At 60.0% G+C, this 21,969-nt stretch carries 18 protein-coding genes and 1 tRNA gene; 6 read left to right on the forward strand and 13 right to left on the reverse strand.

From position 1 onward, the window contains the following. Positions 1-312: 312 nt before the first annotated feature. The 7 genes from QP999_RS05590 to QP999_RS05620 form a co-directional block, all read right to left on the reverse strand. Positions 313-1,116, reverse strand: coding sequence for a Bax inhibitor-1/YccA family protein (locus QP999_RS05590; protein WP_070520914.1), 804 nt, complete (start codon positions 1,114-1,116; stop codon positions 313-315). A gap of 869 nt (positions 1,117-1,985) precedes the next feature. Continuing rightward, positions 1,986-2,062: transfer RNA gene (locus QP999_RS05595), tRNA-Leu, on the reverse strand. Positions 2,063-2,149: 87 nt separating this feature from the next. After that, positions 2,150-3,103 carry a Ppx/GppA phosphatase family protein gene (locus QP999_RS05600; protein WP_070686426.1) on the reverse strand — a complete coding sequence of 318 codons (954 nt, stop codon included), beginning with the start codon at positions 3,101-3,103 and terminating at the stop codon, positions 2,150-2,152. A gap of 16 nt (positions 3,104-3,119) precedes the next feature. Further along, positions 3,120-3,668 carry a DUF501 domain-containing protein gene (locus QP999_RS05605; protein ID WP_144676536.1) on the reverse strand — a complete coding sequence of 183 codons (549 nt, stop codon included), beginning with the start codon at positions 3,666-3,668 and terminating at the stop codon, positions 3,120-3,122. Positions 3,669-3,702: 34 nt separating this feature from the next. Further along, positions 3,703-4,206: a septum formation initiator family protein gene (locus tag QP999_RS05610; RefSeq protein WP_070520902.1), complete on the reverse strand. Its 504-nt coding sequence runs from the start codon at positions 4,204-4,206 to the stop codon at positions 3,703-3,705. Between the two features lie 231 nt (positions 4,207-4,437). Then, a complete protein-coding gene (gene eno, locus QP999_RS05615) occupies positions 4,438-5,715 on the reverse strand; it encodes a phosphopyruvate hydratase (protein ID WP_070520900.1) in 1,278 nt (425 codons plus the stop codon). A 143-nt stretch (positions 5,716-5,858) separates the two neighbouring features. Further along, positions 5,859-6,650: a lysozyme family protein gene (locus QP999_RS05620; RefSeq protein WP_070562540.1), complete on the reverse strand. Its 792-nt coding sequence runs from the start codon at positions 6,648-6,650 to the stop codon at positions 5,859-5,861. 239 nt (positions 6,651-6,889) lie between these two features. On the opposite strand from QP999_RS05620, the gene QP999_RS05625 reads away from it, so the two are divergent. Beyond that, the gene (locus QP999_RS05625) at positions 6,890-7,312 is read left to right on the forward strand and encodes a hypothetical protein (protein ID WP_070520896.1); all 423 of its coding nucleotides are present in this window, start codon (positions 6,890-6,892) and stop codon (positions 7,310-7,312) included. Here QP999_RS05625 and QP999_RS05630 read toward each other — a convergent pair. Continuing rightward, positions 7,309-7,923: a MazG nucleotide pyrophosphohydrolase domain-containing protein gene (locus QP999_RS05630; protein ID WP_070530561.1), complete on the reverse strand. Its 615-nt coding sequence runs from the start codon at positions 7,921-7,923 to the stop codon at positions 7,309-7,311. The two genes, QP999_RS05625 and QP999_RS05630, sit on opposite strands and share 4 nt — an antisense overlap. 81 nt (positions 7,924-8,004) lie before the next feature. Between QP999_RS05630 and QP999_RS05635 the strand changes: the two genes are divergently transcribed. Continuing rightward, entirely contained in the window at positions 8,005-9,492 is a 1,488-nt protein-coding gene (locus tag QP999_RS05635; RefSeq protein WP_070562537.1) for an amino acid permease, read from the forward strand. Here the strand turns inward: QP999_RS05635 and QP999_RS05640 are convergent. The 4 genes from QP999_RS05640 to QP999_RS05655 form a co-directional block, all read right to left on the reverse strand. Beyond that, positions 9,489-9,968, reverse strand: coding sequence for a hypothetical protein (locus QP999_RS05640; protein WP_070530565.1), 480 nt, complete (start codon positions 9,966-9,968; stop codon positions 9,489-9,491). The genes QP999_RS05635 and QP999_RS05640 overlap by 4 nt on opposite strands. After that, positions 9,968-13,606 (reverse strand): transcription-repair coupling factor, encoded by a 3,639-nt coding sequence (gene mfd / locus QP999_RS05645; protein WP_070562600.1) that lies wholly within the window; start codon positions 13,604-13,606, stop codon positions 9,968-9,970. Before mfd ends, QP999_RS05640 begins: the two co-directional genes overlap by 1 nt. Before the next feature lie 12 nt (positions 13,607-13,618). Next, positions 13,619-14,227 (reverse strand): TetR/AcrR family transcriptional regulator, encoded by a 609-nt coding sequence (locus QP999_RS05650; RefSeq protein WP_070520882.1) that lies wholly within the window; start codon positions 14,225-14,227, stop codon positions 13,619-13,621. Positions 14,228-14,475: 248 nt separating this feature from the next. Beyond that, positions 14,476-15,216 (reverse strand): trimeric intracellular cation channel family protein, encoded by a 741-nt coding sequence (locus QP999_RS05655; RefSeq protein WP_269948524.1) that lies wholly within the window; start codon positions 15,214-15,216, stop codon positions 14,476-14,478. A gap of 343 nt (positions 15,217-15,559) precedes the next feature. On the opposite strand from QP999_RS05655, the gene QP999_RS05660 reads away from it, so the two are divergent. Next, positions 15,560-16,324, forward strand: coding sequence for a DUF4352 domain-containing protein (locus QP999_RS05660; RefSeq protein WP_154762168.1), 765 nt, complete (start codon positions 15,560-15,562; stop codon positions 16,322-16,324). 74 nt (positions 16,325-16,398) lie between these two features. Here the strand turns inward: QP999_RS05660 and QP999_RS05665 are convergent, their stop codons facing one another. Beyond that, positions 16,399-18,033 (reverse strand): multicopper oxidase family protein, encoded by a 1,635-nt coding sequence (locus QP999_RS05665; RefSeq protein ID WP_154762167.1) that lies wholly within the window; start codon positions 18,031-18,033, stop codon positions 16,399-16,401. Between the two features lie 70 nt (positions 18,034-18,103). Between QP999_RS05665 and QP999_RS05670 the strand changes: the two genes are divergently transcribed. From QP999_RS05670 to QP999_RS05680, 3 genes are all read left to right on the forward strand, one after another. Next, positions 18,104-19,345: an MFS transporter gene (locus tag QP999_RS05670; protein ID WP_284847848.1), complete on the forward strand. Its 1,242-nt coding sequence runs from the start codon at positions 18,104-18,106 to the stop codon at positions 19,343-19,345. A gap of 64 nt (positions 19,346-19,409) precedes the next feature. Beyond that, positions 19,410-20,861 carry a bifunctional UDP-N-acetylglucosamine diphosphorylase/glucosamine-1-phosphate N-acetyltransferase GlmU gene (gene glmU / locus QP999_RS05675; protein WP_284847849.1) on the forward strand — a complete coding sequence of 484 codons (1,452 nt, stop codon included), beginning with the start codon at positions 19,410-19,412 and terminating at the stop codon, positions 20,859-20,861. 36 nt (positions 20,862-20,897) lie between these two features. Further along, positions 20,898-21,872 (forward strand): ribose-phosphate diphosphokinase, encoded by a 975-nt coding sequence (locus QP999_RS05680; protein ID WP_070520869.1) that lies wholly within the window; start codon positions 20,898-20,900, stop codon positions 21,870-21,872. Positions 21,873-21,969 lie beyond the last annotated feature (97 nt).

The following is a 21,969-nucleotide window of genomic DNA, read 5'->3' on the forward strand; positions in this document are numbered from 1 at the left end:
AAACGTCCAAAAAGCCACTAGACATCCCGTCCAAAAACATCCTGGACTCCGTGTCCAAAAAGTCGCTAGACATCACAGACTTAGGTCTTGGGTGGGTGCCGCAACGTCACTCTTAACATTGCTACCGGGCGTTTACGGCGGTGGGGTGGGGTTTCCGCACTAAAATGACCTAAGTCGGGCAAGATCCCGCCCGCACCTCACGGGCGCCCCCACTTCAAAAGATGTGCGCCACACGCACAAAGAAACCGGCGGCCAGCAACCACGAGGCTTGTGGTGCCAGCCGCCGGATTCGCAGAAGCGGTATGAGACTACTTAATCCCTGAAGTAGCTCAGCAGACGGAGAATCTCCGTGTACAGCCAGACCAAGGTCACGGCCAAACCAAGAGCGATACCCCAGGCATACTGCGCCGGAGCACCCTGGCGAATCAGGCGGTCTGCCTGGTCGAAGTCTGTCATAAAGGACAAGGACGCCAGAACAATGCAGACGAGGGAGAAGATGATGGAAAGCATGCCACCATCACGCAGCGGATTAAAGCCGAAGAAAATAGCGCCCAACATGTTACCCAGAGCCAACACGGCCACGCCGGCAATGAGGCCGAACATGATCTTGTTGAACTTCGGGGTGACCTTTACCGCACCGGTCTTGTAGACCATCAGCATGCCGATAAAGACGCCTACGGTACCCATGATTGCTTGGCCGATAACTGCCATGCCATCGGAATTGCCGAAAGATACGCCGGCAAACATAAGGGAGAATCCGCCCACAAAGAGGCCCTCAAACACGGCATAAATCAACGTGACGGCTGCAGAACCAAACTTCTTGCCAAACGTTGAGACAAGAACAGTAATGAAACCGCCGAGCGCACCGACCAAGGTAAGAATCATCGCGATGCCTGGGTTAATCAACTCGCCAACAGCAAAGTTGAGCACGGCCATGACGATGATGACGCCAAGAGTAATGCCAGTCTTGGTCACGACATCATCAACAGTCAGCGGCCGATCGGCGCTGCGATTCTCCTGGATAAATGGATTATCGCTCTGACCGTAGGGATTGCCGCCCTGGGTCTGATTTTGGCTGGACGAGAGGGAACTCATGACGGGGTTGCTAGAACGCACGCGAATCCCGATTCCTTTCACAGTCTTTCTCTAAAAAGCGGCCTCTAGGGCCGCCTTGTTTGTCGTTTCATAAAGATCAACGCGCCCCACTGCTAGGAAGTTCCCAAAAATCTCAAAATTCGCAAAATTGTCCACGCGTAACAGGAATGCGTCGACAAGCACTGTGATTGACCAGTACGTGTGGAAATAGTGAGCACTTACGGCTGTCGGTTTTGACATTCACCCCACGCGTACCGGTTGCAAAGGGCTACTATCCATACATCTGGCCATCCCTTCCTTGAAAGAGAGTAATCCGGATGAAGAAGCTTTGTTTTGTACTCACAGCGAGTGCGGTGTTCCTTGGCGGATGTGGCAATGACACTGAGCCCGCGCCCACCCCAACTAGAACCAACATCTCGAGCACCATCGAAAGTCCCTCGATTACTAGCGCCACAAGTGCCTATGAATCCACGAAGCCGTCGACTACATCCGAGGAGTTTCAACCTGAGCCAGTCCGACCTGAAACCGACGCCCCTATGGCCGACGAAGTGCCTGCAGAGCCCACCGTTCTCGAATGTCTTGAGGGGACCCCCGGACCAGCTCGATGGTCTGATGGCACCGTTGCCTACTCCCAGTGGTGCTTCGACACCCTTGGCGGCGAGGAATATCTCGAAGCCGAGCACAGCGCAGGGCTGATAGCGCCAAAACAACAGCAACCAAGACAACCGAGCCCGTGGGTGCAGGGCCAGATTGATTGGGCGAATTGTCTTGAGTCTGGTAAGTCGGAAGAACAATGCCGATTAGAACTCAACTAGAAGGCGAATGACAAACACAAACGTGCAGCAAAGAAAAACGAGACACCGGCCGGAACGATGTCTCGAGACTTCACATGGTGCCCCCACTGGGACTCGAACCCAGACTGAATCGATTTTAAGTCGACTGCCTCTGCCGATTGGGCTATGGGGGCCTACCCGTGCCCACTCATCTTAGGGCACGGGTAGGCATGGACTGAAAATAGGGTCGGCTTCTGCGCGACTCTTTTGTTTTGAGCTCGCTAGCTGGCGGCGAGGCCGCTGATGATGCCGTCGAGGATGTCCTTCTCACTGATGAAGAAGGAACGGGCTTCACTGTTGCGCTCAATCATCGTCATGATGCCCTCGATGGCCACGCATCCACCACCGATGACATCTGCGCGTCCAGGGTGGATGACGGGGTTGAGAGCGCGCACATCCGAAGGCAATCCAATCATCTGTCGGGTGAGCACCCGCAGCGCATCGAAGCGAAGCTCGGAACCGTGGATGGAGTCGGCATCGTAGCGCTCCATCCCCTGGGCAAGCGCCGAAAGAGTCGTAAACGTACCGGCACAGCCAACGAAGGTGAGGGCTTTGTCGATAGGAACGATCTTCTCCACTTCGGCCATGCGCTCAGCAACATAGTCGCTAGCAATCTCAATCTCGGCCTCCGTGGGAGGATCGGTGCGCATGATGCGCTCGGTAAGCCGCACGCACCCCATCTGAGCAGAGTGCGAGCCGAGGATCTCGCCATCGATTGTCCCCACGACGAACTCTGTCGAACCACCGCCCAAATCGATGACGCAATACGGGCCCTCCTCAGAGTGCAGGTCCCCCACCGCACCGGTAAAGGACAGCAGTGCCTCTTCCTCACCGGAAATTACCTCCGCGCGAGCCCCCGGCTGGATTTCACCGAGAAGCTCCTCGGTCATGTTGAAGAACTCGCGGTGGTTTTTTGCATCACGAGTGGCCGAGGTGGCGACCATGCGCACGCGCTCGACCTTTTCAAACTTCATTTGTTTGACGTAGCCTTCGAGCGCTACGCGAGTCCGCGCAAGAGCTTCAGGATCAAACTCACCGGTAGCATCGACGCCCTGGCCAAGGCGAACGATCTCCATCGTGCGGGTGATGTCCCGGATATTGCCATCCTCCTGAATCTCGCTGATGAGCAGGCGAATGGAGTTGGTTCCGCAGTCGACAGCAGCGACGCGAGTCATAGGGTCAGCCTTTCTTTTAACCGGCGTTAGAAAAATCGAACTGGGTCATGTGGATGCCCAGGTCCCCCACGGTGGGCCAATCCTCAGGGATGGCGCTTCCCCGGAGTTTACCGTGCTCCGCAGCCATCGCGACGGCCTCGGTACCAAAGCGCACGCGGCCCGGCCCCTCAGCTAAGGCATAAGCGATGAGAACGTGGAGGCACTTCACGCGCTCTGGCATGCCGCCACCTGAAAACTCAGTGCCCAGGTCTTCCATGGCGTTACGGGTTTCCAGGTAGTGTTCGTGCGCCGCCTGGTAATCCTGCTGCAGGTCCTCTTCTTGGGCGAGGCGCTGCTCCATCCACTTCATGACATGGGCAACCTCAAGGCGCGATGCTTCGGCAGTCAGGCGCGGGTCGGTGAGGTAGTAAAGGGTGGGAAACGGGGTGCCGTCGGGAAGCTTGGGCGCGGTTTTAATCACCGCTGGGGCTCCGTCCGGGGTGCGGTAAGCAATGTCCACGACGCCGCGCGGGGCGCGACCCAACTGTTCGCGGACGACTTCAAGGTCAGCATCGGTCACGGTCATAGGAACCATTGTGACATGGAGATATGGATGAGTCCTATTCAGCAGGTGTTTCCGGTAGGTTTTCCGCATCTTCCGATACTGAATCCCACAGCACCGTGTACCACTCGCGGTCGTCGGCATCCTCACGACGCTCTGAGGTCACCGTGTCACCAGAGTCCATGCGCGGATCCATGATGCGAAAGGCCATCTCGCCTTCATCCATGACACCGAAGCGGCGGCGCGCCTCCTCCTTGACGTATTCCTCGGATCGATACTTGTCAATCTCCGTGAGGAGGTCATCCTTCTGTGCCTGCTTGGCGACGATTGAGCTTTCCAGCCGCGCAATCTCCGATTGGCCGTGGTAGTAATTTCGCAGCGGAACGGCAATGGATAGCAGTACTACGAGAACAACAGCGATGATCACGCCGATCCCGAGGATGTCTAGCCCTTTGGGCTGCACAGGCGCTTTCTTCCGTTTAGCTCGCTGCTCATCGCGGGCACGCGTGCGAACCGGAACGGTGTTCCGGCGTTTCGTGCGGGGAGAAGTAGTGCGTGCCATCGGAAAGCCATTGTATCCCGGACCGGCCCAGGTGCTGTGCGGCGCGCGACGTGTCCCAGAAATAACATGCGCCTCAGAAGTTTTGGGCTGGGCCTGTTCGGGGCCAGACAACAGGAAAGGTGCCACGATCAAAACGATTAAAAGGTGCCACGGTTACTGTGGCACCTTTTCGTTCACCAGTCATTCAGCGAGTGGTCTGTGCAGACCACTGCTGGAAACCGGAGTTAATTCCTAGCCTTGGAAGCGCGGGAATGCGGAGCGGCCGGCATAAACTGCGGCGTCACCCAGTTCCTGCTCAATGCGCAGCAGCTGGTTGTATTTGGCAACGCGCTCAGAGCGGGCCGGAGCACCGGTCTTGATCTGGCCGCAGTTCAGAGCAACGGCGAGATCAGCAATGGTGGTGTCCTCGGTCTCACCGGAGCGGTGGGACATCATGGTGCGGTAGCCATTGCGGTGTGCCAGCTCAACGGCGTCGAAGGTCTCAGTCAGGGTACCGATCTGGTTAACCTTCACCAGCAGAGCGTTGGCGGCCTTCTTCTCAATGCCTTCCTTCAGGCGAGCCGGGTTGGTGACGAAGAAATCATCGCCGACAATCTGCACCTTGTCACCGATAGCTGCGGTGAGCTTGGTGTAGCCCTCCCAGTCATCTTCCTGCAGCGGGTCCTCGATGGACACGATCGGGTAGTTGGCGATGAGGTCCTCGTAGACCTTGGCCATCTCCTCAGCGGTGTGCTCGCCGCCCTCGAAGTGGTACTTGCCGTCCTTGTAGAACTCGGAGGATGCAACGTCGAGAGCCAGGGCGACATCCTTGCCCGGCTTAAAGCCGGCCTTCTCGATGGCCTCAACGATGAGGTCCAGAGCTGCCTTCGTGGACTCAGCCTCCGGAGCGAATCCGCCCTCGTCACCCAGACCGGTGGACAGGCCCTTGGACTTAATAACGGCCTTCAGTGCGTGGTAGACCTGTGCGCCCATGCGCAGGGCCTCGCTGAAGGACTCGGCACCGATCGGGGCGATCATGAACTCCTGAACGTCAACGCCGGAGTCAGCGTGGGCACCACCGTTGACGATGTTCATCATCGGAACGGGCAGGACATGAGCGTTCGGGCCGCCAATGTAGCGGTAGAGCGGAAGGCCAGCAGACTCGGCAGCGGCCTTAGCGGCTGCGATGGACACGCCCAGGATGGCGTTGGCGCCGAGGCGGGACTTGTTATCCGTGCCGTCCAGCTTGATCAGAGCCTGGTCGATGAGACGCTGGTCATCGGCCTCGAAGCCGGCAAGTTCATCAGCAATCTCTTCGTTGACGTTCTCAACAGCCTTCAGAACGCCCTTGCCCAAGTAGCGGTCACCACCGTCACGCAACTCGTGAGCCTCGTGAACACCGGTGGAAGCGCCAGACGGAACGCCGGCGACACCGCGTGCACCATCGTCGAGGAATACTTCAGCCTCAACGGTGGGGTTGCCGCGGGAATCAAGAATTTCGCGTGCCATTACGTGGATGATGTCAGCCATGCTGCTTTCACTCCTATAGAGCCAAATTGATCTTGGGTTCGTGTTCTGGGAGGGGATCCCAAACCACCTGGGGACAATTGTTCCAGAAAACTTCGGAACATGTCGGGCGGAAACGGACAACGTGACATAGATCTAGAAAGAGGCTAGGACACGGCAGGCTGTTCAATGGCGTAGGAATTTGCGGCTGCTGCGACTTTGCGCAGGTAATCCTCGGATTGGTTGTAATTGAGGACCGCCGAGCGCCATCCCTCTGGCGTGGAAAGATCCCTATCTCCGTGACACAGCAGTGCGGCAGCACCCAACGCGGCATCGTCGATTTGATTGGGATCAGCAACGCCATCGCCGTTGGCATCTCGGCCTAGATGCTCCCACGAAGAAGCGATGAATTGCATGGGGCCAACCGCCCGATCAAACTCGACATCGCCGTCAATGGCGCCGCCATCGCTATCAGGAACCAAAGTGGTGTTGTTAGTTCCGTCGAGAGGAATGCCCACAATGGGCGGGTCGGGATAACCATTCTCATCAAGGGAGGAACGGTCGAAGAGGCTTCCATTATAGGTCCCGTGACGAGTTTCTACCCAGCCGATACCGGCGAGGGTATTCCAGCGCAGATTACAGTTCGGCCAGGATTGCCGCGCGATCAGCTCGGCGTTGCCGTAGGCCCGCAATGCCTGGGCGGGGATACTGGTGGCGTCGGCAAGCTGGTCGGACCACCACGTCAGCTTGTCCGCCGTGCGCCCCGGCCCGTCGACATCAATAGCGGGCACCTCTGCCCCGCCCACGGGTGGAAGTTCCTCTGGGACGGGGGAAAGCTGCCGGAACGGGGATGGTTTATCCAGGAAGGAAAGACTCCAGGCCACCAAGGAAATGATCAGAATGATGGCCAAGACAATGCCGAGGCCACAGCCCCCGATCCTCCTAAGCCCCTGCGTCATAAAGGTGAATACTACAGCCCGTTGCAGGAAGGGGGTCGAGCGACACAGAGGGCGCCACGAGGCGACCGTATAGGCAAGACCTACGACAATCGCGGAACAAAAGTTATGTCCAAATGTTCCCATGCGTAACATTCTGCGCTACACTGCAGCGTTGAACAGAGAGCCGAGGCCCTGCTGGTGCTCCACGTTCTATCACTGTCCGTTCTAGAAACGTGCCTTTCTCTTAGCCAAGGAGTTCCATGTCCATCCGTCGTATCCTCGCTACTGCTTCCGCCGTTGTCGCCCTCGGCGCAATCACCCCCGCCACCGCTTCTGCCGCTTCCCTGACTGAGCTGGGCGGCTTCCTCTCCCAGGGCATCCAGTCCGCTGATTGCAACACCCTGCGTAGCACCCTGACGCTGATTGATCAGAGCACCGAGGGTGAGTTGCTTACTCCGAACACCACCCGCAACCAGCTGTCCAAGAACCTCACCGCACTGGGCAACTCTGAGGAACTCGGCCCGCTGGCCTTGGCCGCCGTGAAGTACTCCGGCCAGACCGCCGACCGCGCCCTCGAGTGCAAGATCGTCAAGGAAGACACTCTCGCAACCGGCGGTACCGGCCTATCCTCCACGATCGCTGACTACGCTCCCCTGCTGTCCTCGATGATTCAGAAGGGCTAGTTCTTTTCTCGGGCCTTACCCTCGGCCCACAGGCGCTCCTGCTCCTCTACCCCCACGACGTCCTCCGTGCCGTCGAAAAGGTAGGGCGCGCGGGAGCGCATTTTGTTGACGAAGGACATCGCAACATCGTCGAGAGTAAAAGCCCCACGGCGTGCCGCGATCTCGGCGTGAAAGAGGACCTGTAAGAAGACATCGCCCAATTCCTTAAGCAACTCGGAATCAGTGGCACGCTCCCGCACCGCCTGGGCGAATTCCGCCGACTCTTCTTCTAGATACGGCAGCAAAGTTTCGTGGGTTTGATCGCGCTCCCACTCCCCGATGCGCCGCGCACGCGACATCACCTCACGTGCCTTCCACATCGGTTCCTCAAGGGAGGGGGCGAGGATGAGGTCCGCATCAGCGTCGATAAGCGCGCGCACCTGCGGGTGTGATGGATCTGTGCTCACCACAACACCATGGCCTTCCGGATCCTCACCGCACAACAGTGAATCAAAGTCCCAGCGCACCTTCACCGGAACTTCATCAGTGAAAACAACAGGGCCCTGCAGTTTCCCAACGGCCTCCATAGGGATTAACGTGGGCCAGCGCGGATCTAACAACAGGACAGTCATAAGCAACGAGTATAGGTCCCCAGTTCTTTGAACTTTCGCTGCAGTTGCACAAACGCCCGCCTGAAGGGGTATTTTTAACCAATGACCACTTCCAATCTCACCGAATCGCCGCGCACGCACTCTGTGACGTTGTGGACGCTCATCGCGCTCATCATCGGTTCCACGGTGGGCGCCGGAATCTTCTCTCTTCCGCAGAACATCGCCTCCGTGGCCGGCCCTGGCGCCATGCTCATCGGCTGGCTCATCGCAGGCATCGGCATGCTCTCTGTAGCTTTCGTTTTCCAGATTCTTGCCCACCGCAAGCCGCACCTCGACTCCGGTGTGTACTCCTACGTCCGCGCCGGCTTAGGTGACTTTATTGGCTTTACGTCCGGCTGGGGCTACTGGCTAGGATCTGTGATGGCGCAGGTAGGCTACGCCACCCTGTTCTTCAACACCATTGGCCACTACGTGCCTTTCTTTGACGCCGACCACCGCTGGGTCTCCGCCATCGCCGTATCGGTGTTGTCCTGGGGAATCTTTGCTGTGCTGGCGCGCGGAATTAAGCAGGCGGCGATCATGAACATGGTGACGTCCATCGCCAAGATCGTCCCCATCCTCGCCTTCATCGTCATCCTCGCTTTCGTAGGCTTTAGCTGGGACAAATTCACTCTTGACTTCTGGGGCGAGGCCTCCGATAAGTCCCTCTTCGAGCAGATTCAGGGCATCATGCTCTTTACCGTGTGGGTCTTCATCGGCGTGGAGGGCGCATCCGTGTACTCCAAGCAGGCGCGCACGCGTGCCGACGTCGGCCGCGCTACCGTCATCGGCTTCATCAGCGTTCTGGCGTTGCTGGTATCCGTGTCCACGCTGAGCTTCGGCGTGCTTACCCAGGAAGAGCTCGCAGCGCTGCCGGATAACTCGATGGCGTCCGTGCTCACCGCGGCCGTAGGCGAATGGGGCGGCGCTCTCATTTCCCTCGGCCTGTGCCTCTCCGTGCTCGGCGCCTACGTGTCCTGGCAGATGCTGTGCGCGGAACCGATTGTCATGATGGCTGTCGATGGTCTTCTCCCCCGCAAGATCGGCACCGTGAACATCGCCGGTGCGCCGTGGGTAGCGCAGCTGATTTCTACGCTGACGATTCAGCTCTTCGTTATCGTCTTCTTCCTCAACGAAACTTCTTATAACGCCATGGTGCAGCTGGCCACCATCATGTACCTGCTGCCCTACATCTTCTCTTCCCTTTACCTGGTCCTCTTGGCCGTGCGCGGCAAGGGGCTGACTCACCCACATGCAGGGGTGCGCTTCGATATTTCAGGTCCGGAGGTGAGCCGCCGAGAGAATCGCCGCCACCTCTGCATCGGCCTCGTCGCCTTCATCTATTCCCTGTGGCTCATCTATGCCGCCGACCCGGTTTATGTTCTTCTCGGCGCGCTAGCCGTGGTCCCCAGCATGATTCCTTATGTGGCCACCCGCCTGTACAAGAAAGAGCGCGTGTTCAACACCTTCGAATGGTTCGTGGTAGCGCTGGTAGTTATCGGCGCGGTTGCCGCGGTGTGGGGCTTGAGCACGGGCCGCTTGGCGCTCTAGAAAACCTCGGGCGCCGTGCGGCGCGATAGCACCGCATAGGCGATGCAGCTTGCTATCCACAACACGTGGCCGATAGCGCTGATGACGAGGAAGATGCCTCCAGTAATCGAGGCCGCTTCCTCGTTGCCAAACCACCACGTCGGAACGGTGGCCGGACCGACGTCCCCAAAATCCGGCACGTTGGCATTGCCCACGATAAAGCCGATGAACACCAAGGCCATCGACACCCACGCCCACCCCAGCTTGCTTGTGTAATCACCGCGGATAAACAGCGGGAGCAAACCAAGCAGCACCCAAATGCCAACCAGGATTACTCCGAACATCATCAACATGAAGGTGAGCCAGCCACCGTTCTCACCGCTGAACTTAATCACCAGTGAGACGGGGATGCTGAGCAGCGAGGCAGCCATCCACACCGCCACTAAAACGATTCTGGGATTGGCCCGAGAAATCCCGGCGGCGGTGCTGGCGTCCATTATTTTTCTCCTACGCTAATGACATTCTTCTTAGTCTTAGCACCGCTGACGTCGACGCGCTCGAGTTCGAACATCGAAGCCAAGAAGTCCGCCACCCACTGCAGGAGTTCGATGTCACGCAACTTGGGGTCCGTGACGTTGCGTCCGGCCTTGGGGAAATTGAGCTGGATGGCCTTGGCCGCTGCACGGTAGTTGGAGCCCGGGAAGAGGCGCTTGAGGCGTACCTGCTTGGAATCCGCCAGCTCCACCGGATGGACCTTGATGCGCGTGCCCTGCACCGTGATATCGCTGACCCCGGCCCGGCGGGCCTGGTGGCGCAGGCGAGCCACGGCGAGCAGGCGCTCGACCGGCTCCGGAATGGGCCCGTAGCGGTCCTGCATTTCCTCCACCACATGAGCCAGGTCCGCGTTGTCTTTGGAGGCCGCCAGCTTGCGGTAGACCTCCAAACGCAAGCGCTCGGAGTTGATATAGGACTCCGGAATATGGGCATCCACCGGAAGATCGATGCGGATTTCCTTCGGGCCTTCGTCCGTGACCACGGGGGTCTCACCACGCGCGAGCGCCTTGAAGGTCTCCACTGCCTCACCGACAAGGCGCACGTAGAGGTCAAAGCCCACACCGGCGATGTGGCCCGATTGCTCAGCACCCAGCACGTTGCCAGCACCGCGCATCTCAAGGTCCTTCATGGCCACGGCCATACCGGCGCCCAGATCGTTGTTTTGGGCGATAGTGGCCAGGCGGTCATAGGAAGTTTCCGTCAGCGTGGCGCCCTTCGGGTACAGGAAGTAGGCATAGCCGCGCTCGCGGGAGCGGCCCACGCGCCCGCGCAGCTGGTGCAGCTGGGACAGGCCCATGTGGTGGGCGTTTTCCACGATGAGGGTATTCGCGTTCGCAATATCCAGGCCGGTTTCCACGATGGTGGTACACACCAGGACGTCGAATTCGCGGTCCCAGAATCCTTGGACGGTGCGCTCAAGGACGTCCTCGTTCATCTGGCCGTGTGCCACGACGATTCGCGCTTCTGGGACTAGGTCCCGCAGCTCGCGGGCCTTCTTTTCGATATCCGCAACCTTGTTGTGGATGAAGAAGACTTGGCCGTCGCGCAGCAGCTCGCGGCGGATGGCCGCGGCCACCTGCTTATCCTCATACGCGCCAACATAGGTCAGGACCGGGTGGCGGTCCTCCGGCGGGGTCAGGATGGTGGACATCTCGCGGATGCCCGCCATGGACATCTCCAAGGTGCGCGGAATCGGCGTCGCGGACATGGTGAGCACGTCCACGCTGGCCTTGAGCGCCTTGATGTGCTCCTTGTGCTCCACACCGAAACGCTGCTCCTCATCCACCACGATGAGGCCCAAGTTCTTCCACTGAACGCCAGTCTGCAACAAACGGTGGGTACCGATGACGATGTCTACGGAACCATCCGCCAAACCGGCGAGAATCTCCTTGGATTCCTTGGTCGAGGTAAAGCGCGAAAGCACCTCGATATCCACCGGGAAGCCCTGCATGCGCTCGCGGAAAGTATCGGTGTGCTGCTGGGCCAGCAAAGTGGTGGGCACGAGGACCGCGACTTGCTTGCCGTCCTGTACGGCCTTGAAGGCTGCGCGCACGGCCACCTCGGTTTTGCCATAACCCACATCGCCGACGACCACGCGGTCCATCGGCACCGTGGATTCCATATCCTGTTTGACGGCGTCGATGGCCAGCATTTGGTCCTCGGTCTCGACGAAGGGGAAATTATCCTCCATCTCGGCCTGCCACGGGGTATCGGGGCCAAACTGGTGACCGGGTGCGGCCTGGCGCTTGGCATAGAGTTCCACCAGCTCACCGGCGATCTCGCGCACCGCGGCGCGCGCCTTCTTCTTGGTGTTCTTCCAGTCCGAGCCGCCCATCTTGGACAACGTCGGCGTCTCGCCGCCGGTGTATTTGCTCAGCAGATCCAGCGAATCCATGGGGACCCACAGCTGATCAGCCGGCTGGCCGCGCTTGGAGGCGGCATACTCCAACACGATGTATTCGCGGCGGGAGGTCTCATCACCGGATTGGACGGTGCGCTCGGCCATCTTGAGGAACTTGCCGATGCCATGGGTCTCATGCACCACGTAGTCGCCCTGCTTCAGGGCGAGGGGATCCACGCGGTTGCGGCGCTTTGCTGGGCGACGCTTCGCCCCCGCAATATCGCCTACACGGTTACCCGTGAGATCCGTTTCCGTAATGACGACCAGCGGCAACGCCTCAGCGTCCTTGAGCTTGCGCACCTTCGGGAACACCAGACCAGCATGGGACAAGGCCTGGTAGAGGGTGACCTCACCGGGGCTCGGCTCCCACCCTGGCGTGGCGACCTTGGTGGGGATGCCCTTTTCCGCAAAGCGCTCCACCATGCGCTTGATAGCACCCTGCGCAGGCGCGATGAAGGCGGCACGCCCGCCGGCCGTGGTGTGCGCCAGAAGCTGTGCCATCATGGCATCGATCTCTGAGATATCACCGCGCGGAGTAGGTCCGGGCTCAAAGTCCAGCGGCAGAGTCTCCGATTCAGCCGCCGCAAACATCCCCGGCGGGGCAAAAGTCCACAACGGGGCCTCGATATTCCGGCACGTCGCTTCCAACGACTCATAGGAGCGATAACTCGACGCCGAAGTGTCCAAGCCCTCGGCCGCCAGCGGACCATCCGCGCCCATCGCGGCGGCCTCCCAGCCAGCAGCCAAGAACTCGGCATCGGTGGATTCCAAGTCTGCAATACGGGTGCGGATTTTCTCCGGCGCCACAAGCAGCACGTGCGTGCCTTCCGCAAGCAGTTCGGGGAGGGTGACGAAGGGGGCGTCGGCAAGCACGGCCAGCACAGCCTCCATACCTTCGGCCGGGATGTGCTCCCCTACCTTGGTCAACAGCTCCGCCAGTGCTGCGTTGCCCCCAAACTTCTGCGCCAGCTCGCGGGCGCGCGCGGCTACCTCATTGGTGATCGGCAGCTCGCGGGCGGGATAGATAGCGACCTCTCCCACCTCGATCTCGGGGATGGCACGCTGGTCAGCCACGGAGAACTGACGGATATCCGTAATCTCATCACCCCAGAACTCCACGCGCACCGGGTAATCCGACGTGGTGGGGAAAACATCAAGGATGCCGCCGCGCGTGGCGTACTCACCGCGCTTGGCCACCATGTCCACGTGCTTGTAAGCACGAAACTCTAGCTCCGACAGGATATGCGCGAGCTCGTGCTCGTCCTCTTCCTTCAGGAAAATGGGCGCGCGGCCCTCCACCTTGCTCAGGATGGGCTGGCAGTACCCGCGGGCGGAGGTCACCACGACCTGGGCTTTGCCCGCTCCCACGAGGTCGAGCACACGCGCGCGCTTGCCGACGATATCCGCGGCCGGCGACAACCGCTCATGCGGAAGCGTCTCCCATGCCGGGAAGTAAGCGACCTTATCCCCCAGCATGGCTGTCAGCTCCGCGGTAAGGTCCTCCGCCTCGCGCCCGGAGGCGGTCACCACCAGCACCGGTGCGTGGTGCGCCAAGGTACCGATGGCCCAGGGGCGGGCCTGGTCGATGCCAGTAATGTGCAATGAGGCTTCCCCCGCTTGGGAGGCGAGGCCTTTAAGTTTCGGATCTGAGGCGGCTACTTTTAAAAGCCCGCCCAGCATCGGCGTTGCCACCTACTTGGCTCCCTTCAACTTCGGTGCTGCTTCCATGCCGGAAAGACCATTCCAGCACAGATTAACGATGTGCGCGGCAACTGTCTCACGCGAAGGCTCACGCTCATCCAGCCACCACTGGGCTGTGGTGGCCACCATGCCGACGAGCGCCTGGCCGTAAAGCACCGCCAGCTCTGGGTCGAGCCCGCGGTGTTCAAAGGCCTCACCGAGGATGTGCGCGATCTGATTAACTGCTGCATTCAACAACGTGGAGAAACTACGCTCATCCCCTGGCTTGGAATCGCGCACGAGGATCAAGAAACCATCGGTTTCCTCTTCCACATAAGTCAGCAGCGCGACGACCCCCTGCTCGATGCGCTCGCGCCAAGAACCCGTCTGTAGCGATTCCGTCACGACCTTCTCCAAGGCGACAAGCTCGCGATCAATGACGACGGCGTAGAGGCCTTCCTTGCCGCCGAAATGCTCGTAGACCACTGGCTTAGACACACCGGCGCGTGCCGCAATGTCCTCCACGCTGGCGCCATCGAAACCGCGCTCTGCGAAGGCCGCACGGCCAATGGAGATCAACTGCTCACGGCGCTCACGCCCGGTCATCCTTTGTCGAACCATGCCTTCTACTGTATCTCCCCCACTGGACATGGCCCGCACCAGCTAAAAGTAGCCCACTAGCACGGCGATAAAGAAGGTTGGCCACCTGTTTAGGTCTGATACACACCCGTCAGGTAACATGTCCCCCAGCGCTCATAATATGAGCGCGTTTCCCCATGGTGTAATCGGCAACACTACGGTTTTTGGTACCGTCATTCTAGGTTCGAGTCCTGGTGGGGAAGCAAGATAAAACACCGCCTGGCCTGCATTTATTCAGCGTTAGGCGGTGTTTGTTTTCTTTTCCTACGCCCTCGCCTAAAGCCTCTAATTTCAGCTTTCCTCGCAATCGATGCCACCTGCGCCGCGGTGTAGTTCAAGGGCGCAATGCCGGCTCGCGGAAGCACCCATCCGCGCCAATAAGCCATAACTGCTAGGCCAAAGCCCACGAAGGGAGAGATGACCATGCCGAGGGCAAACTGGTCGAAATACGCAAAGGACGCCATCACGATTCCTGTAAGCACCGCCGGCACAGCATAGAGCGGGCTGCCGCCAAAGACCGAGGGAATCTGGCCGGAAGCAACATCGCGCACCATTCCGCCGCCCACTGCGGTCAAGACGCCCAAGAATACGCAGGCAATAAACGGCATTCCATAAGTCAGCGCCTTCACGCAGCCAGTCGTGCACCAAACGCCTAAAATGACAGCATCCGCGTGCTCGAGGAAGATCTCCCAGGCCTTGCCCTTCAGGTCCGTCAAGAAAGCAATGAGCGCGCCCACACACGCCAGCGTGAGATACAGCGGATCAGAGATAGCCGCTGCCGGGCCGCTGGCGATCAGCATGTCACGGATCATGCCGCCAGCCAGCGCCGAAAAGAGCGCCAGAAAGACGAAGCCAATAATGTCGAATTCCCTACGGCGTGCAATCGTGCCGCCAATGATGCCGTTGAGCACCACGCCAATGAGGTCAAAGACCTGGTACAGAGAATGGATGAGTGGGTCGACGTCCTGAATCACAAATACTGACCATAGCGTACTGCTCACATATTGATGGCGGGCTTGCTGCAGTTCACATCATCGCTAACTTCGTGTCTCCCAGAGTGTCTTAGCCAAGCGCCCTCGACGGCCGCCGTTTCCATAAGTGCAGACCTCGAAGTGCAGACACGCAGGTGGGCGTCGTGAAGCGCAACGCCCTGCTTGTCGACGACCCAGCAAGTCTGCACTTCCAGGTCTGCACTCTTGTGGAAACCGGCCCCTCCTTTTTCTGTAATGCTCACTGCTGCTCTGATAGTGGAAACGCGGTGCCGTGGGTTTACACTGTTACGAATTCATTCACTCTCTTCTCTCGAGGTAAATCATGTCTCCTAACGATGCACAGCAACAACCGCAACAGGCACCAGGCCGGAATCCTTTTTCCACCACACCACAGCCAGTTGATTCCGACACGGCAGCCCAGCCGAAGAGTCCCAAGCCTGCATGGTGGATGGTTCCCGCCGCTGCCCTAGTCGGCGTAGCACTTGGTGCGGGCGCCACCTACGCATTCACCGGAACTAAAGAGGAACAGGTTTCCGCAGCCTCTGCTGAGCCAGCCTCTGCACAATCCGGAGAAGCGAACAATGCCGACACCTCAAATCCCCAGGAAGACAGCACCACCGGAGGCACCCTCGACGAACTCCCCAAGCTCGGCGAACCAGCCATGAGCGGAAACGAAAAAGTCATCATTGACTCCGTCGAGTTCGCTCCCACGGTGGAACTAAGGAACCAAGATTTCTCCTCTGGGGCGTCTGAAACTGTCATGGAAAGCCCTAAAAATGAAGGCGCACAATTTGTCATCGTTTCTGGAACTGTCTTCAATGAGGGAAAAACCCCACTCATCGCCGACTTCAACAAGTTCGCCTGGATCGCTGACCAGGAAAGCCGCATGTACGACCCCATCAACGACCACTGGCGGGTCCAAGCCAATTGGGATACCCTCAGCGACTCCATTGGCCCCGGATTTTCCACACCATATACCTGGGTATTCGAGGTTCCCGAGGACTTCAAACCCGTAGCTTTTGCCTACGACGACACGGGAGACAACGTGATTGGAAACAGGCTTGCCTCCATCGACGTACGCAGCTAGTGCGCAAGCATACGAAACCGAGCCGCAGAAAATAGCCAGATTCTCAATCCATTGAAACCTGGCTTGGTTCTTGGTTAGCCCTGCGCCTCCGGCGTCGCATAGGGGCTGCGCGAGGAATCCACCACCTGGCCGGCGTGCGCGGAGTGGGCGGTGGCGGTTTGCTCGAAGACTAAGGCGGCGGGTTTAACGCGCACGTCGGGCTTTTCGCCTTTATTGACCATGACGTACTGCCCCATCATTCCCTCGTCCTCATGCAGCAACATGTGGCAGTGGTACATGTACGGGATGGTCTTGTCCGGGAAGTGTCCAAACTCCACCAGCAGGCGCGCGGTTGCCTTCGGCGGAAGATTCACAATGTCCTTCCACCCGGAGTTGAACACATTCATCTTCTCATCGCCGTCCCAGTCCAGAACCTTGAAGCGGGCGTTGTGGATGTGGAAGTTGTGCGGCCAATCAGAGTTCTCATTGGTCACGGTCCAGATCTCCGGGGCGTCGTGATCAATGACCGTATCCACCCGCGCCATGTCCATCTGCTCGCCGTTGATCATGAAGGTGTTGAGCACGAACTCGCGCTCTTCAAGGCCCTCCGTGGACGGGGTCTTCGCCGCGGCTGGGTCCAGCGTTTCCGGCAGAGCCGGTGGCTCCGGTGCGGACTCTTCCGGCCCGGAAATGGTGAGAATGTCAAAGGAATCCTGAAAGCCGAAGTCAGCCGCATCCTTGTCTTTGGGCACCCCAAAGTTATCCTTACGCGGCACCGAGCGCAGCTGTACTTCCTCGCCGGGCTCCAAGTCCACGATAATTTCGGCGCGCTCGCCCGGGCCGAAGAGGAGGGAGTCGACTTCCACGGGGGCGTCGAGAAGCCCAGTGTCCGTGGCGATGACATGGAAGGGGCCATTGCTCAGCTCCAGTGTGTAGAAGCGCATGGAGGCACCGTTAAGCAGACGCAGGCGAACCCGGCGCGTGGTGGCGTCGAAGCGCGCATTGGTGATGCCGTTGACCACGGGCGTGGTTCCGAGAAGGCCCAGGGTGTTATCGCTTTTCTCATCGATCTGTCCGTCCTCGGTGAACTTCGCGTCCATGATGACCACCGGGATATCGTCCACACCGTAGTCCTGCGGCAAGTCAAGACCAGAGGCCACGTCATCGTCGATGAGGAACATGCCCGCCAGCCCGCGGTAGGCATGCGTGGCCGTGGCCATGTGCGGGTGCGGGTGGTACCACAGCGTGGCCGCCGGCTGGGTGATCTCCCATTCGGGTTTCCAGGTCTTGCCCACCTCAATCGGCGAGTGCGGGCCGCCATCCGAGTAGGCAGGCAACTTCATGCCGTGCCAGTGCACCGTGGTCATCTCAATGAGATTGTTGGTGATCTCCGCGCGGACCTTCTCCCCACGCCGGGCGCGCAGGGTGGGGCCTAAGAAGGGGCCGTTAAAACCCCATGTCCTGGTGCGGTCATTGCCAGGGAGAACCTCCGAGTAACCGTCCTGCGCGGTGAGCTTGATTACTCGCGTTCCGTCAATAACTTCGCCCTCTTCCACCGGCGGGATGGGCAGGGCGCGCGGCTCACTGTCATAGCCCTGCGGCTCCGGTTGATTCTTCGAGGACGATGCAGAGCATGAGCTCAACCCCATCACGGTGGCACCGGCGATGGTGAGCACGGAGCCTTGGACGAAGACACGGCGGGACACTGTGGGACGAGCGGAGATAGACATGTTTTCCAGGATAGAGATCAGGCAAACCTTAGGACCCATATAAGGTCGAGCCGGGCTTAAAATCACAGTCATGACTCAGAGCTCGTCGCACTCCCAGGAATCCGCCAATGCACGCCGCTTCGTGTGGTCGAACGGCCTGCAGGGCGTGGGCGATCAATTGCTCTCTGGAAAGACGGTCCTCCCCTGGCTGTTTAGTGTGGCCGGCGTCCCAAGCTTCTTCACCGGCCTACTGGTCCCCTTGCGCGAGTCCGGTTCCATGCTCCCGCAGGCGGCGCTAACCCCATGGGTGGTGTCCCATCCTGCCCGCAAGCGCCTGTGGGTGTTGGGGTCGATGGGCCAGGGTGTGTGCGCGGCGATCATTGCGGCGGCTGCCGTGCTTGTTAGCGGCCCCCTCCTCGGCCTCATCGTCTGCCTCGCGCTTGCTGCTCTCGCCGTGCTCCGCGCGCTGTGTTCGCTCACCGGTAAGGACGTCCAAGGCCGCACCATCTCCAAGGGTCGCCGCGGCGTGGTGACCGGCCGGGCAACACAGCTCGGCGGGGCGGTCACCCTGATTACCGGTGGTGTCCTCGCCGTACTAGGTGAGCTCCCGCGCTGGGGTCTGGCGGTGTTGCTGGCCATCGGCGCGGCCACGTGGTTCCTTGCTGCAGCGGTCTTTCGCAGCATCGAGGAGCCTGTGCCGGAGAACTCCGGTCAGAAGGGCATAAATCACAGCTGGTGGAAGGACACGTGGCAGCTATACACCCAGGATGCCCGCTTCCGTGGCTTCGTTAACGTCCGCGCCCTGCTGTTGGTCTCCGCCTTGTCCACATCCTTCATCGTGGTGCTTTCGCAGAACATCGGCTCGCAGGCGCTCAGTGGGCTCGGCGGCTTTGTCCTAGCTTCAGGCTTAGCCAGTCTCGTCGGCGGCCGGGTTTCTGGTGTGTTGTCGGATAAGTCCTCCCGTCTGGTCATGTCCTGGGCCGCGGGTGCCGCGGCGATCATCTTGCTGGCCATCGTGGCCTGCGCCGCGTGGGCGCCGACAGCGGTGAGCATGTGGGCCCTTCCCCTCGGCTTCTTCCTGGTCAATCTGGCGCACGCCGCCATCCGCGTGGCTCGCAAGACGTATGTGGTGGACATGGCTGGTGAGGACAAGCGCACCCGCTACGTCGGGGCCGCAAACACCATGATGGGCGTCATCCTCCTCGTCGTCGGCGGCATCTCCGCCGTCATTGCACTCGCGGGCCCCTCGGCGGCCATCCTGTTCTTAGCGTGCATCGGTCTGATTGGCGCATGGCGTGCCCGAGCGCTCCCGGAGGTGTCACACGGGAAGTAGGCAGCACGCGTTATGATGAAACACAGTAAGTCCTGACCCCCAATCACAGGAGAAGCACACACTCGTGGCTGAAGTAACTGACTGCGCCGCCATTGTCCTGGCAGCAGGCGCAGGTACCCGCATGAAATCCTCAACCCAAAAGACGTTGCATGAGATTGGCGGGAGGTCACTTCTCGGCCACGCCCTCCACGCAGCCGCCGGTCTGAATCCGGAGCACCTCGTGGTCGTCGTGGGCCACCAGCGCGACCAGGTTTCCCCTGCTGTCGATGCCATCGCCGAGGAACTGGATTGTGCAGTATCCCAGGCGGTCCAGGAGGAACAGAACGGTACCGGCCACGCCGTGCAGTGCGGCTTGAGCGCTCTGCCGGACTTTAACGGCACCGTCATCGTGACTAACGGTGACGTTCCACTTCTGCGCCCGGAAACTCTGAGCCAGCTGCAGGAGACCCATACCAGCGAGGGCAATGCCGTAACAGTTCTGTCCATGACGCTGGAGGATCCCACCGGTTACGGCCGCGTGCTGCGCGCCGAGGATGGATCCGTCACCGCCATCGTGGAGCAGAAGGACGCCTCCGAGGAACAGCGCACGGTGCGCGAGGTCAACTCCGGCGTCTTTGCGTTCGACGGTGCCGTGCTTCGCGACGCCCTGACGAAGCTCAACTCCGATAACGCCCAAGGCGAGCTCTACATCACCGATGTGCTGGAGATCGCCCGCGAAGACGGCCACCGCGTCGGCGCGCACGTCGCTGCCGATCCGGAGGAGCTCTCCGGCGTCAACGACCGCGTGCAATTGGCCGCGGCCGGTCGCCTGCTCAACCGCCGCGTGGTTGAGGAAGCCATGCGCGGCGGCGCCACCATCGTTGACCCCGACACCACCTGGATCGGCGTCAACGTGACCATTGGCCAGGATGTCACCATTCACCCCAACACCCAGCTGTGGGGTGCCACGACCATCGCCGATGGCGCCGAGATCGGCCCCGACACCACCCTGACCAACATGCAGGTTGGTGAAGGCGCACATGTGGTGCGCACGCACGGCTTTGACTCTGTCATTGGCGGCAACGCGCAGATCGGCCCGTTTACCTACATCCGCCCCGGCGTCATCGTGGGTGAAGAAGGCAAGCTGGGCGGCTTCGTCGAGGCAAAGAAGGCGCAGATCGGCCGCGGTACAAAGGTGCCTCACCTGACGTATATCGGTGACGCCACCGTCGGCGATTACTCCAACATTGGTGCTTCCTCCGTCTTCGTCAATTACGACGGCGTCAACAAGCACCACACCACCATCGGTAGCCACGTGCGCACCGGTTCGGACACCATGTTCATCGCACCCGTCACCGTCGGTGATGGCGCTTACTCCGGTGCGGGTACAGTGATTAAGGACGACGTTCCTGCGGGAGCGCTCGCGGTCTCCGGCGGCAAGCAGCGCAACATCGAAGGTTGGGTGCAAAAGAAGCGTCCCGGCACGCCGGCAGCAGAAGCCGCCGGCAAGGCACAGGACGCCGAGGCTGACGAATAGACCACTAACTAACGACAAGTAAAGGGATATCTACCTATGACTGGCAAGGTTACCGGCAGCAGCAAGAACATGATGCTCTTCACTGGGCGCGCTCACCCAGCGTTGGCTGAGGCTGTGGCCAAGGAACTCAAGACCGATCTGGTTCCAACCACCGCGCGCGATTTCGCCAATGGTGAGATCTTCATTCGCTTCGAGGAGTCCGTCCGTGGTGCCGACTGCTTCGTGATGCAGTCCCACACCCAGCCGCTCAACAAGTGGTTGGTGGAGCAGCTCATCATGATCGACGCGCTCAAGCGCGGCTCCGCTAAGCGCATCACCGCCATCCTGCCCTTCTACCCATACGCACGCCAGGATAAGAAGCACCTGGGACGCGAGCCCATTTCCGCCCGCCTGGTTGCAGACTTGCTGGCTGCTGCTGGTGCCGACCGCATCGTGTCCGTAGACCTGCACACCGACCAGATTCAGGGCTTCTTCGATGGCCCGGTCGACCACATGCACGCGATGCCGATCTTGGTGGACTACATCAAGTCCAAGTACCCGCTGGACAACCTCGCTGTGGTCTCCCCCGATGCTGGCCGCGTGAAGGTGGCGGAGAAGTGGGCGCACGAGCTTGGCGACGCCCCACTCTCCTTCGTTCACAAGACCCGCTCCACTACCGAGGCCAACAAGACGGTGTCCAACCGCGTCGTCGGTGACGTCGAGGGCAAGGACTGCATCCTGCTCGATGACATGATTGATACCGGCGGCACCATCGCGGGCGCTGTCCGCGTGCTCAAGGAAGCCGGCGCCAAGTCCGTGGTTATTGCGTGTACCCACGGTGTCTTCTCCGACCCGGCCCGCGAGCGCCTGTCCGAGTGCGGTGCTGTCGAGGTCATCACGACCGATACCCTGCCGCAGTCCACCGAGGGCTGGGACAACCTCACGGTACTGTCCATCGCCCCGCTGCTGGCCCGCACCATCCACGAAATCTTCGAGAACGGTTCCGTGACCACTCTGTTTGAGACTCACTAGATTTGGTTCTGCGACAACGCTGCTGCTAAAATCTTGTGCGTCTCGGCGAGGGAGAAATCCGTTATCGACGCGATAGCACAAGTTAAGCAGTGAATCT

This window comes from Corynebacterium sp. MSK004 (assembly GCF_030232515.1).
GTDB classification, from domain to species: Bacteria; Actinomycetota; Actinomycetes; order Mycobacteriales; family Mycobacteriaceae; genus Corynebacterium; species Corynebacterium hesseae.